The 15830-nt window shown below is 63.3% G+C and carries 11 protein-coding genes; 8 read left to right on the top strand and 3 right to left on the bottom strand.

Translation table 11 applies throughout. The annotated features are described in order from the left end of the window. The coding region (locus ACMV18_RS11855; RefSeq protein ID WP_420818016.1) for a PAS-domain containing protein at positions 1–1920 on the bottom strand (1920 nt) is incomplete at its 3' end. 219 nt (positions 1921–2139) lie between these two features. Here ACMV18_RS11855 and ACMV18_RS11850 point away from each other — a divergent pair. The 4 genes from ACMV18_RS11850 (at position 2140) to ACMV18_RS11835 (ending at position 7652) form a co-directional block, all read left to right on the top strand. Next, positions 2140–3783 (top strand): acyl-CoA synthetase, encoded by a 1644-nt coding sequence (locus ACMV18_RS11850; protein WP_420818015.1) that lies wholly within the window; start codon positions 2140–2142, stop codon positions 3781–3783. Between the two features lie 91 nt (positions 3784–3874). Further along, positions 3875–4183: a DUF485 domain-containing protein gene (locus ACMV18_RS11845; RefSeq protein ID WP_374256283.1), complete on the top strand. Its 309-nt coding sequence runs from the start codon at positions 3875–3877 to the stop codon at positions 4181–4183. Next, a complete protein-coding gene (locus tag ACMV18_RS11840; protein WP_420818014.1) occupies positions 4180–5850 on the top strand; it encodes a cation acetate symporter in 1671 nt (556 codons plus the stop codon). The genes ACMV18_RS11845 and ACMV18_RS11840 overlap by 4 nt, the downstream gene beginning before the upstream one ends. 20 nt (positions 5851–5870) lie before the next feature. Beyond that, positions 5871–7652 carry an acyl-CoA dehydrogenase gene (locus ACMV18_RS11835; protein WP_420818013.1) on the top strand — a complete coding sequence of 594 codons (1782 nt, stop codon included), beginning with the start codon at positions 5871–5873 and terminating at the stop codon, positions 7650–7652. A 26-nt stretch (positions 7653–7678) separates the two neighbouring features. On the opposite strand, the gene dnaE is transcribed toward ACMV18_RS11835, so the two are convergent. Further along, complete coding sequence (gene dnaE, locus ACMV18_RS11830; protein WP_420818012.1) at positions 7679–11221, bottom strand: DNA polymerase III subunit alpha; 3543 nt, start codon at positions 11219–11221, stop codon at positions 7679–7681. Between the two features lie 40 nt (positions 11222–11261). Continuing rightward, positions 11262–11930 (bottom strand): TetR/AcrR family transcriptional regulator, encoded by a 669-nt coding sequence (locus ACMV18_RS11825; RefSeq protein ID WP_374256288.1) that lies wholly within the window; start codon positions 11928–11930, stop codon positions 11262–11264. A gap of 78 nt (positions 11931–12008) precedes the next feature. Between ACMV18_RS11825 and ACMV18_RS11820 the strand changes: the two genes are divergently transcribed. The 4 genes from ACMV18_RS11820 to ACMV18_RS11805 all read left to right on the top strand — a co-directional run bounded on the left by ACMV18_RS11820 (position 12009) and on the right by ACMV18_RS11805 (position 15829). Next, complete coding sequence (locus ACMV18_RS11820; RefSeq protein ID WP_420818011.1) at positions 12009–12929, top strand: alpha/beta hydrolase; 921 nt, start codon at positions 12009–12011, stop codon at positions 12927–12929. A 50-nt stretch (positions 12930–12979) separates the two neighbouring features. Next, entirely contained in the window at positions 12980–13927 is a 948-nt protein-coding gene (locus ACMV18_RS11815; RefSeq protein ID WP_374256290.1) for an alpha/beta fold hydrolase, read from the top strand. 76 nt (positions 13928–14003) lie between these two features. Further along, positions 14004–14870, top strand: a complete 867-nt coding sequence (locus tag ACMV18_RS11810) for a 23S rRNA (adenine(2030)-N(6))-methyltransferase RlmJ (RefSeq protein ID WP_374256291.1) — start codon at positions 14004–14006, stop codon at positions 14868–14870. Positions 14871–14884: 14 nt separating this feature from the next. Next, a complete protein-coding gene (locus ACMV18_RS11805) occupies positions 14885–15829 on the top strand; it encodes a LysR family transcriptional regulator (RefSeq protein ID WP_420818010.1) in 945 nt (314 codons plus the stop codon). Position 15830: the final 1 nt, after the last annotated feature.

Below are 15830 nucleotides of genomic sequence, written 5' to 3'. Positions count from 1 at the left end.
CAGTAACACCTGCATCTGCGGACGCTGCAAACGCGCCAGGCGAGCCAAGCCTACGCCGTTCATCTCACCGGGCATCATGATGTCGGACAGGAGCAGATTGATATCGGGCATCTGCGCAAGGATAGCCTGCGCCTCCTGCGCATGCGCGGCCTCGATGACGGCAAAGCCCAAATCGAGCAGGCTGCGACGCACGACACGGCGCACGTCGGGGTCATCCTCGACCAGCAACGCGACACCGCGGCGACTGCGGTCGGACGCAAAATCGGCATCATCGAGCGCGGGCACGTCGGTGGGCACCTCGATCGCAGGCAGGCACAGCGACACGGTGGTGCCCTGCCCGGGCGTGCTGTTCACCTGGATGGCGCCACCCGACTGGCGCACAAAACCGTACACCATGGACATACCCAGGCCGGTGCCACTGCCGGCCCGCTTGGTGGTGAAGAAGGGCTCGAAGATGCGAGAGACGGTGGCCGCGTCCATGCCCACGCCGTCGTCCACCACCTCCAGGCACACATAGGTGCCGGGCTGCACACGCTGGCGTTCGGCCTGGCGTTCGTCGATGGTGTGTGTGGACGTGCGCACGACGATGCGACCGTGCGACTGAGTGGCATCGCGGGCGTTGAGGATGAGGTTGACCAAGGCGTTTTCGAGCTGCGTCGCGTCCACCCAGGTCCAGGCCGGTTCACGGTCGAGCACCACATCCAACTGCAGGGTCACGGGCAAAGCCGGCCGCACCAGGCGGGTCACCGACTGGGTGAGCACCGTGACATCAACCGCCCCGGCCTGAAGGGGCTGCTGGCGTGCAAAGGTCATCAGGCCACGGATCAGCTCGGCGCCCCGGCGGGCGGCGGCGATGGCGGGACCGGTGAACTCGGTGACCAGTGGGTCTTGCGGGCGGGCATCGGCCAGGGCCGAGAGGTTGCCGATGATGACCGTGAGGATGTTGTTGAAGTCGTGTGCCAGGCCGCCCGTGAGCTGGCCCATGGCCTTCATCTTCTGGGCGCGCACGACCAGGGCCTGTGACTGCTTTTCCTGCGTGACATCGAAGGTGAGCTCGAAGCAGCCCACCACGTCTCCATCGGCTGCGATGTCGGGGACGAGCGTGGTGCGCACGGCCAGGGTCTGCCCTGCCACGGTATGCAACTCGTAGTCGAAGGTGACGCCTTCGCCCGCCAGCGCGCGGCTGATGTTGGGCTTGATGCGCTCGTACACGTCCGAGCCCAGGAACTCGCGGGCGCTGACCGCATCGGGCTTGTGCGGATCGAGACCGAACCAATCCTGATAGCCGCGGTTGACGTAGGTGTAGGTACGATCGGCGCGGAAATAGGCCACCAGCGCCGGAATCGAGTCGGTGACCAGGCGCATCTGGTGCTCACTGCGACGCAGCGAGGCGGTGATCTGTTCGTTGGCCTCCAGTGCCTCGCGCAGGCGCTGGTTGCTGGCCTGCAGCTCGGCGGTGCGCGCCAGCACGCGGGATTCCAGCTCGCTGTTGGCTTGGCGCAAGGCCTGCTCGGCACGGCGCTGCTCGGTCACATCGGAATACAGTGTGACGAAACCGTGTCCGGGCAGGGGTTGGCCGGTGATTCGCAACACGCTGCCATCGGGGCGCACACGTTCGATGTCGTGCGGCACGAACTCGCGGGCCTTGTCCACTCGGGCGGCCACGGCGGCATCGATGTCGTCTTCCCCATACTCACCGCGCTGGGCGTTGTAGCGGATGAAGCTCTCGAACGGGGCGCCCACAAAGGCCAGATCAGCCGGGAAATCAAGCAGTTGTAGGAAGGCGCGGTTCCAGGCGACCAGCTTCAAATCTGCGTCGAACACGGTGAGCCCCTGGTCGAGCAGGTCGAGCCCCGCTTGCAAGGTCTGTTGACGCCAGTGGCCGGTGTCAGTCTGCAAAGCGGCATCTAGATGGGTCACGCGGGTCTCCGGTTGCGAGGCTCAAAGCCTGCTGATTCTAGGCAGCGCACCGCGCCTGGAACACACCGAATCCGGCTTGCAAACATTCGTCACATTTGCTGGGAGGTGGTGAAAAAGTCCTCCCCGATCATCCGCCCCGACGTTCGCAGACAGGGCATGCCATGCCCGGCTTTCGGGCCCGCTGTGTCTCAGCGCGACAGTGAATCTATGGAGACCGTGATGATCAGTATAAACCCTTATGAAACCGGTTTGGACAAAAATGCCGCGAACCACGTCAGTCTTTCGCCACTGAGCTTTCTCACCCGCACCGCGCGCATCTACCCCAACCGCGTGGCGATCATCTACGGTGACCTGCGCCAGACCTGGGCCGAGACCGACGCACGCTGCCGCCGCCTGGCCAGCGCCCTGATCAAGCATGGTGTCGGCAAGGGTGACACGGTGGCCGTGATGCTGCCCAACGTGCCCGCGATGTTTGAGGCCCATTTCGGCGTACCCATGACCGGTGCCGTGCTGAACACGCTCAACACCCGTCTGGATGCCGAAGCCCTCGCGTTTCAGTTGACCCATGGCCAAGCCAAGGTCCTGCTGACCGATCGCGAATATGCGCGCGTGATCCGCGCCACCCTCGACTTGCTGGGCAAGCACGATCTGCTGGTGGTCGATGTGGAAGACGAACTCGCCCCACCCGGCGACCGCGTCGGCACCCTCACCTATGAAGCCTTGCTGGCCGAAGGCGATCCCCAGTATGTCTGGTCGCTGCCCGAGGACGAATGGGACGCCATCAGCCTGAACTACACCTCGGGCACCACGGGCAACCCCAAGGGCGTCGTGACCCATCACCGTGGCGCCTATCTGAATGCAGCCAGCAATGTGATCTCGTGGAACATGCCGCAGCACACGGTCTACCTGTGGACGCTGCCGATGTTCCACTGCAATGGCTGGTGCTTCCCCTGGACCATGGCCCTGATCGCTGGTACCAACGTATGCTTGCGCCGCATCGACCCCGCTGCGATCTTCTCGCTGATCAGAGCCCACCACATCACCCACATGTGCGGCGCGCCCATCATCTACAACCTGATGATCAGCGCCCCCGCCGGTCTGCGTGAAGGCCTCACACACACGGTCAATGGCCTGATTGCCGGCGCCGCGCCACCCGTTGCCGTGATCGAAGGCTGCGAAGCCGCTGGCATCAACATCACCCACGTGTATGGCTTGACCGAGGTGTACGGCCCGGCTGCCGTCTGCGCCAAGCACGACGAGTGGCAAGACCTGCCACTGGAAGAGCGCGCACGCCTCAATGGACGTCAAGGCGTGCCTTATGCACTGCAGGAAGACGTGACCGTGCTCGACACGCTGACGCTGCAACCCGTTCCCTGCGACGGCGAGACCATCGGCGAAATCTGCTTCCGCGGCAACGTCGTCATGAAGGGCTATCTGAAGAACGAGAAAGCCACCGAAGAGGCCTTTGCGGGCGGCTGGTTCCACACGGGTGACCTGGCGGTGCGAGATGCCAGTGGCTACATCAAGATCAAGGATCGCTCGAAGGACGTGATCATCTCGGGCGGCGAAAACATCTCGTCTGTGGAGGTGGAAGATGCGTTGTATCACCACCCTGCCGTGATGTCGGCCGCCGTGGTGGCCGAGCCCGACGAGAAGTGGGGCGAGGTGCCCTGCGCATTCGTGGAAGTCAAGCCGGATCACGATGTGAGCCAGGAAGATTTGATCGCCTTCTGCCGCGAGCACCTGGCACGCTTCAAGGTGCCCAAGCGCATCGTGTTTGGCACGCTGCCCAAGACCTCGACCGGCAAGATCCAGAAGTACATGCTGCGCCAGCAGATGAAGTCGGCCAGCGCGATCGAGTAAGCGCGGGGCAAGCACCTGCCTGCCCCCAGATCCCGAATGGGCGCCGCACCCCTGGCGCCCGCCTCTCCTGCATCTCCCACAAGGAAAGACCATGACCACGGACATTTATCGCCGCGTGGAGGCTGACCCTGCCTACCAGCAACTCACCCAGCGTCGAGGCCGCTTCGCCCTGACGCTGTCCTTCATCACCTTGCTGAGCTATTACGCCTTCATGGCCTTGGTGGCTTTTGCACCTCAGTCCTTGCACGCCACGATTTTTGAAGGCGGCACGCTGACGATTGGTGTCCCCATGGGGGTGACCTTGATCCTCGGCTCCTGGCTGTTGACGGGCTGGTACGTCCGCAAAGCCAACACCGAGTTTGACCAACTGACCCAATCCCTGGTGGAGCGCCATCAATGAAAAAATTTGTGAAACTGACCGCCATCGCGCTGCTGCTGACCGCAGGCGTGGCCTTGGCCGGCCCCGGCGATGTGGGTCAAGCCCAAAAGCAGCCCATCAACTTCACGGCCATTGGCATGTTCCTCGCCTTTGTGCTGGCCACGCTGGGCATCACCTATTGGGCTGCCAAGCGAACCACATCGGCCGCAGACTTCTACACGGCAGGCGGTGGCATCACCGGCTTCCAGAACGGTCTGGCCATTGCGGGCGACTACATGTCGGCCGCCACCCTGCTGGGTCTGAGTTCGATGGTGTTCCTGCGTGGCTATGACGGCTTCGTGTACACCATCAGCTTCTTCATCGGCTGGCCGGTGATCCTGTTTCTGCTGGCGGAGCGCATGCGCAACCTGGGGCGCTTCACCTTTGCTGACATCGCCTCGTATCGCCTGCACCAAGGCTCCATCCGTACCTTTGCTGCCTTTGGCTCGCTGACGGTGGTCTGCTTTTACCTGATCGTGCAAATGGTCGGTGCAGGCCAGCTCATCAAGCTGCTGTTCGGCCTGGACTACCCGATTGCAGTGGTCGTGGTGGGCGTGTTGATGGTGATGTATGTGACCTTTGGCGGCATGATCGCCACCACCTGGGTGCAAATCATCAAGGCTGTGTTGCTGCTGGCCGGTGGGCTGCTCCTGCTGGTGCTGACCTTGGGTCACTTCGGTTTCAACATCGAAACGATGGCGGCCCGCGCCGTCGAAGCCCACAAGGATGGCGCAGCCATCATGCGCCCGGGCACTTTGCTGGCAGACCCGGTCACCGCGGTGTCCATGTCGCTGGGTCTGGTGTTTGGCACGGCAGCCTTGCCGCACATCATGATGCGCTTCTTCACCGTGCCCAACGCCAAGGAAGCCCGCAAGTCCGTGTTTGTGGCCAGCGGCTTCATCGGCCTGTTCTTCATCGTGGTCTGCCTGCTGGGCTTGGGCGCCATCGTGATCGTGGGCCAAGACCCGCAGTTCTTTGAAAAGGGTGACCTGGCAGGCAAACTGGTGGGCGGCAACAACATGCCGGTCATGCACTTGGCCAAGGCAGTCGGTGGCAACCTGTTCCTGGGCTTCCTGTCGGCCGTGGCGTTTGCCACCATCCTGGCGGTGGTGTCGGGTCTGGCACTCGCCGGTGCGTCGTCCATTGCGCACGACATCTATGCCCGCGTGATCATGCAAGGCAAGGCCAGCGAAGCCGACGAAATGCGCGTTTCCAAGATCGCGTCCATCGTGCTGGGCGTGGTGGCGGTGGTCCTGGGCATCTTGTTCGAGAAGCAAAACGTGGCCTTCCTGGTGGGGCTGACCTTCGGGATTGCGGCCTCGGCCAACTTCCCTGTGCTGCTGCTGTCCATCTACTGGAAGGGCCTGACCACGCGTGGCGCGCTGATTGGCGGCATCGTGGGTCTGCTGTCGGCCGTGACCTTTGTGGTCCTGTCCAAAGCGGTGTGGGTCGTGGTACTGGGCTTTGAGAAGCCTGTGTTCCCTTACGAGCACCCAGCCCTGTTCTCCATGCCCCTGGCCTTCTTCTTCACCTGGCTGTTCTCGGTCACGGACACGAGCGAACGCGCCGCACTGGACAAGGCCGGCTTCCATGACCAGAACGTGCGGGCGCAAACCGGCATTGGTGCCGCTGCTGCCAGCGCACATTGACCTTCACCGACGAGTAAACCATGTCGACTTACCAAGCCCCTATTCGTGACATGTTGTTCACGATGCAAGAGGTGGCCGGACTGGATGGCATCTGCGCCCAGCCTGGCCACGAAGAGACCACGCCCGATCTGGTCGAGGCGATTCTGGACGAAGCCGGCCGTTTCGCCACCGGCGTGCTGGACCCGCTGAACTGGCCTGGCGATCAGCAAGGCGCGCGCTGGGACCAGGGTGTGGTCCACAGTGCCGACGGCTTCAAGCAGGCTTACGAGCAGTTCTGCGAAACCGGCTGGAATGGCATGCCCGCGTCACCCGAGTTCGGTGGCCAGGGTGTCCCCACCTTGGTCTCGACCGCGGTGCTGGAAATGTGGAAGGCATCGAACATGGCGTTTTCGCTGTGCCAGATGCTGACACTGGGCGCCATCGAAGCCATTGCGCAGCACGGCAGTCCTGCGCTGCAACAGCGCTTTCTGCCCAACATGGTGTCTGGCCGCTGGACCGGCACCATGAACCTGACCGAGCCCCAAGCAGGGTCGGACCTGTCTGCCATCCGTAGCAAGGCCGTCCCCGAAGGCGATCACTACCGCATCAGCGGCACCAAGATCTTCATCACCTGGGGTGAGCACGACATGGCCGAGAACATCGTCCATCTGGTGCTGGCCCGCCTGCCCGATGCGCCCCCCGGCGTGAAAGGCATCTCGCTGTTTGTGTGCCCCAAGTACCTGGTCAACGACGATGGTTCGCTGGGGGCGCGCAACGACCTGCTGTGCACGTCCATCGAGCACAAGATGGGCATCCACGGCAGCCCCACCGCGGTGATGTCGTTTGGCGATGGCCCTGGCGCCGTGGGCTACCTGGTGGGCGAACCCCACAAGGGCTTGGGCTACATGTTCACGATGATGAACCACGCTCGCCTGAACGTGGGCCTGGAAGGCGTGGCCATTTCCGACCGCGCCTACCAGCGTGCCCGTGCGTATGCGATGGACCGTGTGCAAGGCAAAACCTTGTCGGGCAGCAAGGGCATCATCGGCCACCCCGATGTGCGTCGCATGCTGATGGACATGAAGGCCCGTGTGGAAGCCATGCGTTCGCTGGCCTACTTTGCCGCGGGCCAGATGGATCGCGCGCATGGCCACGACAGCGAAGCCACCCGAGTCCAAAGCCAGGCACTGGTTGACCTGCTGATCCCCATCGTCAAGGGCTGGTGCACGGAAACGGCCCAGATCGTGACGGCCGATGGCGTCCAGATCCACGGCGGCATGGGTTTCATCGAAGAGACCGGCGCGGCGCAGTACGTGCGCGATGCGCGCATCACCACCATCTACGAAGGCACCACCGGGATCCAGGCCAACGACCTGATCGGTCGCAAGCTTGCCCGCGATCAAGGTGCCACGATGAAGGCCCTGCAGCGCACCATGTGGTCCGAGGCTCAAAGATTGAGCGATCACTCTGACGCCATCCTGCGGCAACTGGGGCAAGGCCTGCAACGTGGTCTGGATGCCCTGGCACAGGCGACGGACTGGCTACTCGTCCAGTCGGCACAGCAACCAGCCTCGACCGCTGCGGGTGCCGTGCCTTATCTGAAGCTGTGTGGCACCGTGATGGGCGCCTGGCTCATGAGCCGCGCAGCCGAAGCCGCTCAAACTCAGAAGGGGCGCCCCGGTTCCGACGACGCGTTCCTGCAGGCCAAGGTCGTCACGGCCCAGCACTTCCATCTGCACATGCTGGTGGAAGCACCGGCCTGGCGCGACCGCGTGGTCAACGGCGCACAATCGACGCTGGCTTTGAACGACGAGCAGTTCTGACCAAACGAGGGGTGAACGCGGGGGCCTCAGCCCTCGCCGTACACCACCATGGCCTGCGCATCGGGCATCAACTCCTTGATGCGCTGCAGGGCCTCGTCGGTCGGGTAGACACGCGCCCGGTCGCCGAGGTCGAGCTCACCACGCGCACTCAGCGCTTCGGTATGCCGCTCGATCACCACCCGCACACCCAAGCCTTGATAGGTGTCGGGCAGGCCGGGGTCGTCTGACTCGATGCGCTTGGCGGCGTGCTCCTTGAGCCACTCCTCCATGGGCAACTGCTGCCCACGCGCCGTCAGGCGGATGAAGCGCGCATAGCGACACCGTGCGGTCGCCAGGCTCATCACGTCTTGCACATTCAGGCGCAAGCCCCCCGAGAACCGATCCGTCTGGACCTTGCCGGAAATGATGACCAGTTCGTCATCCTTGAGCAGATCCTTGTTGGCATCCAGCGTGGTCTGGTTGGCCACGGCCTCGATCGTGTCGCTCTTGTCATCCAGACTGAAGATGGCGACCCGGCCGCGTTGGCCATTGATGATGCGCATTCCACTGACGATGCCGGCGACGACCTGAATGTCACGGCTGTCACGCAAATCGCTGATGCGCTGCTTGGCAAAGCGACGCACCTCGCCTTCGGCTTCGTCAAACAGGTGGCCTGTCAGGTAGAAGCCAATGGCGGTTTTCTCGAGGCTGAGGCGCTCCTTCAGCGTCCACGGCTCGGTGATGACCAGGTCGGGCTCATTCGTGGAAGCGGCATGGCTGTCACCGAAGTCGAACAAGCCGCCTTGGTCGGCATTGGCCGCCAGGTTGTCGGCATATTCAAACGCCAGCGCCACCGAGGCCAGCAAGCCAGCACGATGCGGGTTGAGCGCATCGAAAGCGCCCGCCTTGATCAGTGCCTCCACCACCCGCTTGTTGACTTGCTTGCGGTCCACCCGCGCGCAGAAATCGAAGAAGCTGGTGAAGGGCCCATTGGCTTCGCGTTCGCGCACGATGGCTTCGATCGCGCCCTGCCCCGTGCCCTTGACGGCACCGAGCGCGTAGCAGATGGTTTTGTCACCCGTGGGGATGAAGCGCCACTGGCCTTCGTTCACATTGGGCGGCGTGAACGTGATGCCGAAGTTGGCAACGGCGTCGTCGTGGAAGATCTTGAGCTTGTCCGTGTCATCGCTGGCAATCGTCATGTTGCCTGCGAAGAATTCGGACGTGTAGTGGTGCTTCAGCCAGGCGGTGTGATACGCCAGCAAGGCATACGCGGCCGCGTGCGACTTGTTGAAGCCGTAGCCCGCGAACTTCTCCATCAAGTCGAAGATTTCGTTGGCCAGTTCGGTGCTGATGCCGTTCTTGGCTGCACCTTCCGCGAACAAACCGCGGTGGTGCTGCATCTCTTCGACTTTCTTCTTACCCATCGCGCGGCGCAGCAAGTCGGCGCCGCCGAGCGAGTAACCGCCCAGTCGCTGCGCCACCTGCATCACCTGCTCCTGGTACACCATGATCCCGTAGGTTTCGGCGAGCACGGCTTCCATCAGCGGATGCGGATAGGTCACTTCCTCCCGTCCGTGCTTACGGGCACAGAAAGAAGGGATCAGATCCATGGGGCCCGGACGATACAACGCCACCAGGGCAATGATGTCCTCGAAGACACTGGGCTTGGCGTCGCGCAGCATGCCCTGCATCCCGCGGGATTCCAGCTGGAACACGGCCACGGTCTTGCCCTCGGACAGCAAGCGGTACGTGGGCGCATCGTCCAGCGGGATCTTGGCAAAGTCAAAGTCCTTCTGGTCCGGGTGGCGGGCCATGATGAACTCTTTGGCTGTCTCCAGAATGGTCAGCGTGGCCAGGCCCAGAAAGTCGAACTTCACCAGGCCAATCTGTTCAACGTCGTCCTTGTCGTACTGGCTCACGGCCGATTCACTGCCAGGCTGCTGATACAGCGGGCAGAAGTCGGTGATCTTGCCCGGCGCAATCAGCACGCCCCCCGCGTGCATGCCGATGTTGCGGACCATGCCTTCGACGTTTTCGGCCAACTCCAACAGCGCCGCGACTTCTTCTTCAGCCTTCTCGCGCTCATTGATCTCGGGCGCTTCGTGACGCGCGTAAATCACCTTGGCTTTGGCTGGATCGAAATCGGGCGGCAACTTGGCCAGCGTCACCGTCTTGCCCGGCGGCGCCGGAATCAGCTTGGCAATGCTGTCCACGTGGCCATAGCCCATGCCCAATACACGTCCCACATCACGCAGGGCGGCCTTGGCGGCCATGGTGCCGAAGGTGGCGATCTGCGACACAGCATCGCGCCCGTACCGATCCTTCACATAGTCGATGACACGGTCGCGGTTGCCCTGGCAGAAGTCAATGTCGAAGTCAGGCATCGACACCCGTTCCGGGTTCAGGAAGCGCTCGAACAGCAGGTTGTACTTCAGCGGGTCGAGGTCGGTGATCTTCAGCGCATAGGCCACCAGCGAACCGGCCCCCGAGCCCCGGCCCGGCCCCACAGGGCAGCCATTGTTCTTGGCCCAGTTGATGAAGTCCTGCACGATGAGGAAGTAGCCCGGGAACCCCATCTTCAGGATGGTGTTGATCTCGAACTCCAGTCGATCCACGTAGTGCGGCCGTTGGGCGTTGCGCTCTTCCTCGTTGGGGAAAAGGTGCAGCAAACGTTCTTCGAGGCCCTCGTGCGACAACTGGCGGAAGAATTCGTCCATCGGCTGCGGCTTGCCGTCCGGCATGATGGGCGTGGGGAAGTCGGGCAACTGGGGCTTGCCCAGCACCAGCGTCAGCGAACACCGGCGCGCGATGGCCACCGTGTTGGCCAGGGCCGAGGGGATGTCGGCAAACAGGGCCTCCATCTCTGCCGTGGTCTTGAAATGCTGCTCGCGCGTAAAGCGTTTGATGCGACGGGGGTTGCCCAGGGTTTCGCCCTCGGCAATGCACACACGCGCCTCATGCGCCTCAAAGTCAGCCGGGGTTTGAAACTGGATGGGGTGCGTGGCCACCACCGGCAAGCCCAGCTTGGCCGCCAGCGGCACCGCTGCACGAATGTAGGGCTCGTTGGTGTTGTGCCCCGCGCGCTGCAACTCAATGTAGAAACGGTTGGGAAACACCTCGGCCATCTTGCGCGCCCAGGCCTCGGCCTTGGCCTCGTCGCCCATTTGCAGGGCCAGCCCGATGTGACCACCTTCGGCCCCCGACAAGCAGATCAGCCCCTCGTTGCGCTCGGTCAGCGACTGCCAATGCACCCAGGCATGTGAACGGTGCCCCGGCGCCGTCCAGGCCTCGCCCAGCAACTCGCACAAACGCAGGTAGCCTTGTCGGTTCTGGATGATGAGCAACAGACGCGTGGGCGCCTTGCCCGGCTCCTCGGGTTCCAGCCAGACATCTGCGCCGATGATGGGCTGAACCCCACTTTTACGCGCAGATGAGTACAGCTTGATCGCACCAAACAGGTTACTCAGGTCGGTCACAGCCACGGCGGGCTGACCATCTTTGGCCGCCGCCTTGACCAGATCGTCGATGCGGACGGTACCGTCAACGACCGAATATTCGGAGTGAGAGCGCAGGTGAACGAAAGGCATCCGGGCATTGTATGAATGCCAGCGGTCTTACCCCTTCGCGTCAGCGGTTTTTTGCACCCGGCAGCAGCGCCAGCAAGCCGTGGTACGGCAGCATGTTGGTGCGCACCACTTTGTCGATCGGCTCTTCAAACCCGTCCTGCATCCACCGGGCGGCCAGCAGCACATTGAGGCCGATCATGCCGTCGGCCAGCAAGTTCAGGTTGATGCGGTCCATTTGCTCGGGCGACAAAATGTGCACCAAGTACTGTCGCAACAAGGCTGCGTAGTCCCGCGCCGTGGCCCCGCTGAGTGCCGCGACCTCATCGCTCACGGCCAGCGCGTCCACCAGCATGATGCGCCCACGCCGCGGATCGTCGCGAATGAACACCAGAAAAACCCGCATGGCCGACTCCAGCATGTCGATCGGCCCCGTGGCCTGAGACTGCTTCATCGCCGACAGCGTCAAGCCCATCAGTTGCTCGCGCAACTCGGCATACGTCGCCAAAAAGAGTTGCGACAAAGTCTTGAACGACTCGTAGAAATACCGCTCGGTCAGGTGCGCCGCCACGCAGATCTCGCGCACGGTGGCCGTGTGGAACCCCTTGGTGCCGAACACCTCGATCGCACCCTCGATCAATTTCGCACGACGCAAGCGTTGCCGCTCTTCGGGCAACACACCGCCGTAACGTCGACGACTGGGTTGAGAGGGTTCTGGCGTGAGGTGATCCATAGGGATCACTATATTGACATGAAGTCTTGTCAACAATAGTGTGACAACAAAAATTGTCACACCTCACCTCCCCCCAACATGAGTATCCAGGCCTTCCTGACGAATCTGATCCTGCGCCACCAGTTCAAACGCGCGGGTCGCGGCCCCCTGAACGTCCAGAAGGCCCGGTACATGGTCAACAAAATGGCCAAGCGGGCCCCGCCGTTGCCCAAAGACATCCGCCACACGCCCGTGCCAGCTCGCCCGGATCAGCAACTGTGTGGCGCCGAGTGGCTGAGCGCAGACCAGCCTCAGCGCACCATCGTGTACTTCCACGGTGGCGGCTACTTCTTCTGCGGGCTCGACACACACCGCCCGGTCGCAGGCTACCTGGCGCGCGTGGCGCAGGCACGGGTGCTGTCGGTGGACTACCGCATGGCGCCGGAGCACGTGTTCCCGGCCGCCGTGGACGACGCGGTAGCCTGGTGGCAGCAACTACTGCGCGATGGCACATCGCCCACCGAGGTGCTGTTCGCTGGGGATTCGGCCGGCGGTGGCCTGGCGCTGGCGTGCATGGTGGCCGCCCGTGATCGGGGTCTGCCCCTGCCGGCGGGCGCCATCCTGTTCTCTCCCTGGACGGACTTATCTTGCTCGGGCGACACCATGCGCACCCTGGCCGATGTGGACGTGATGTTCAATCCGGCGTCGCTGCCCGAAGCCGCTGCGCTCTACCTGAACGGACAGCCCACCGACACCCCCCTGGCGTCGCCCCTGTTTGCCGACTTGCGCGGCCTGCCCCCGCTGATGATTCACGCCAGCACGCACGAAATCCTGCTGGATGACTCGCAGCGCCTGCACAGCCAGGCACAACAGCAAGGCGTGCGCAGCGAGCTGCACCTGAAAGCCAAGATGCCGCACGTCTGGCCCACCATGCTGCTGCTCCCCGAAGCGCGGGAAACCTTGAAGCACTGTGGCGAATTTGCCCGTCAGGTCACCCCCAACCGCGCTCCCGCACCCTGAACCTGAGCTGCCGTGCGGCCAAGCATCGGAAAGCACGGCATCATTTGCACATGAATTGGCTCAAACGTCTTTGGTGGAGTGCGGTCCTGCTGGGTCTGCTGGTGGCCGTCGGGGTGTACGCCACCTGGCAGCCCGATCGGCAACTGGGCCAGTTGGTCGGGCGCTGGGCGCCTGAACCCTCCACTTTTTTGGAGCTGGACGGCATGCAGGTCCACCTCCGGGACACCGGCCCGCGTGACGACCCTCACCCCTTGCTCATGCTGCATGGCATGTCGTCGAGCCTGCACACCTTTGAAGACTGGCAATCGGCCCTGCAAGGCCAGCATCGCGTCATCACCGTGGACCTGCCGGGCTTTGGCCTGACAGGCCCCAGCCCCCAAGGCGACTACCGCATTGATGCCTACACCCGCTTTGTGTTGCGCTTGCTGGATGTGCTCAGCCTCAAGCGTGTCGTGTTGATTGGCAACGCCCTGGGTGGCGAAATCGCGTGGCAAACCGCTGTGCTGGCACCCGAGCGTGTCAGCAAGCTCGTCCTGATCGATGCCGATGGCTACCAGCCCTCGGTGCAGTCCATGCCCCTGGGCTTTCGGTTTGCCAGCATGCGCGGTCTACGCTGGATCGCCGAACGCGTCATGCCCCATAGCTTGATGGCATCCAGCGTGCGCAGCGTGTACGGTGATCCCAACAAGGCCACCCCCGACAAGATCGACCGCTATTTCGAACTGAACCTGCGCGTCGGTAACCGGCGTGCGCTGTTTCAGCGCATGGATCAGGCGCAGTTCGGCAACAGTTCGGTGCTGATTCGGCGCATTCAAACCCCCACGCTGGTCCTGTGGGGCGAGCGGGATCGCATGATCTCGTCCGATCAGGGTGCGCAGTTCTGCCACGACATCCCCCACTGCAAGCTGGTGATGTTCAAGGATCTGGGGCACATCCCTCAAGAAGAAGATCCGCCCGCCACCTTGGCACCCCTGCGCGCTTTCCTGGCGACGCCCTGAACAAAAAGCAGCATTTCCCGCTAAAAACTGCGCCCGCCACCTGCACGTTGGCCCATAAACCGGCTACCCTTCGGCCATGTTCAGTTATCGACACGGCTTTCACGCGGGCAACCACGCCGATGTGCTCAAGCACATGGTGCTGGTGCAGGTGCTTGAGCACCTGCTGCACAAAGACAAACCTTTCTGGGTGATCGACACCCACGCGGGCGGGGGCGTTTACGACCTGACCAGCGGCTACGCCACCAAGAGCGGCGAATTCGAGTCCGGCATCGCCACCTTGTGGCCCATGCGCAAGGACAAGTCCATCCCGGAAGCCGTGCGCAGCCTGCTCAAACAGGTTCAAGCCCTGAACGAGGGCGATGAGCTCAAGTGGTATCCCGGCTCCCCGCAGATCGAAGCACAAATGTTGCGCGAGGGCGATCACCTGCGCCTGTATGAGCTGCACCCCACCGAAATCAAGCTGCTTGAATCGCACTTCGACTCGGTGCGCCGTGGTGTCAGCATCCAGCACGCCGACGGCTTTGCCGGCCTGCGCGGCAGCCTGCCTCCCCCACCCCGTCGCGGGCTGATCCACATTGATCCTCCCTACGAGATCAAGGAAGACTACCGCCGCGTGCTGCAAACCCTGCAGGATGCCGTGAGCCGCTTCAGCACCGGCACCTACGCCATCTGGTATCCGGAAGTGGCCCGGCGCGAGTCCCTGCAATTCCCGGCGCAGCTCAAGCGCCTGGCTGGCGACATGCCCAAGGTGGACTGGCTGCACGCCACCCTTCGCGTCAAGGGCGCCGAGCGGGATGGCGTGGGTCTGTATGGCAGCGGCATGTTCATCATCAACCCGCCCTGGACCCTGTACGACCGCCTGGCCAAGGCCCTGCCCTGGCTGGTCGAGACCATTGGCCAGGACGACCACGCGGCTTACACCCTGGAAGCGCAGCAGAGCTGAGCTCCCGCACCGAGATGACGGAGCGACGACTCGCCCTCTCGCCGGAAGCCCTGCAGATGATGGACACCATCGCGCGCACGGGCAGTTTTGCTGCGGCCGCGCGGGAGTTGGGCAAGGTACCATCAGCCCTGACCTATGGCGTGCGCCAGCTGGAAGAAAGCTTGGACGTGCTGCTGTTTGACCGCCGCAGCCGTCAGGCCAAACTGACCGCTGCCGGCGAGGAGCTGTTGCGCGAAGGCCGTTTGTTGCTGCAGCAAATGGATGCCGTCGCCAACCGTGTCAAACGGGTGGCGTCCGGCTGGGAAACCGAACTCACGCTCGCGGTCGACAAGGTCATCGGCCACCAGGCCATTCTGGATCTGGTCGAGGCATTCTGTGCACAGCAGTCCCCTACGCGCTTGCGCATCCTCAGCGAAGTGATGAACGGCACCTGGGAAGCACTCACCAGCGGCGCCGCCGATCTGGCGATTGGTCTGCCCGGCCAGCACCTCAGCAATGCCGGCGTGCGCGCCGAGTTGATTGGTGACCTGCCTTTCACCCTGGCTGTGGCGCCACATCACCCTCTGGCCCAGGCGCCCAACCCGATCGACACAGGCACCCTGGCCGAGCACCGCATCATCGCGGTCGCCGACACGGCTCGCCGGCTGGAGCCCATGACCGTGGGCATCGTGCCCGGGCAAGATGTGCTGACCGTCCCGTCGATGTCAGCCAAACTCGAAGCACAACTGCGCGGCCTGGGCTGCGGCTTCCTGCCCCATCCGATGGTGGCCCCGCATCTGGCCACAGGACGCCTGATTCAGAAGGACGTGGCCGGCTCGCCACGCACGATTCGCCTGCACTACGCCTGGCGTCAGGGCGAATCTCAACCAGGGCTGGCCCTGTCCTGGTGGATCAAGCAACTGGGCAGCGACAAGACACGTCAGGCTTTGCTGTCGTCCCACGGGGACCTGCTGCAATAGC

This window comes from Aquabacterium sp., assembly GCF_048860245.1.
Classification (GTDB): Bacteria; Pseudomonadota; Gammaproteobacteria; order Burkholderiales; family Burkholderiaceae_C; genus Aquabacterium.
This window is presented reverse-complemented; position numbering and strand designations above follow the sequence as displayed.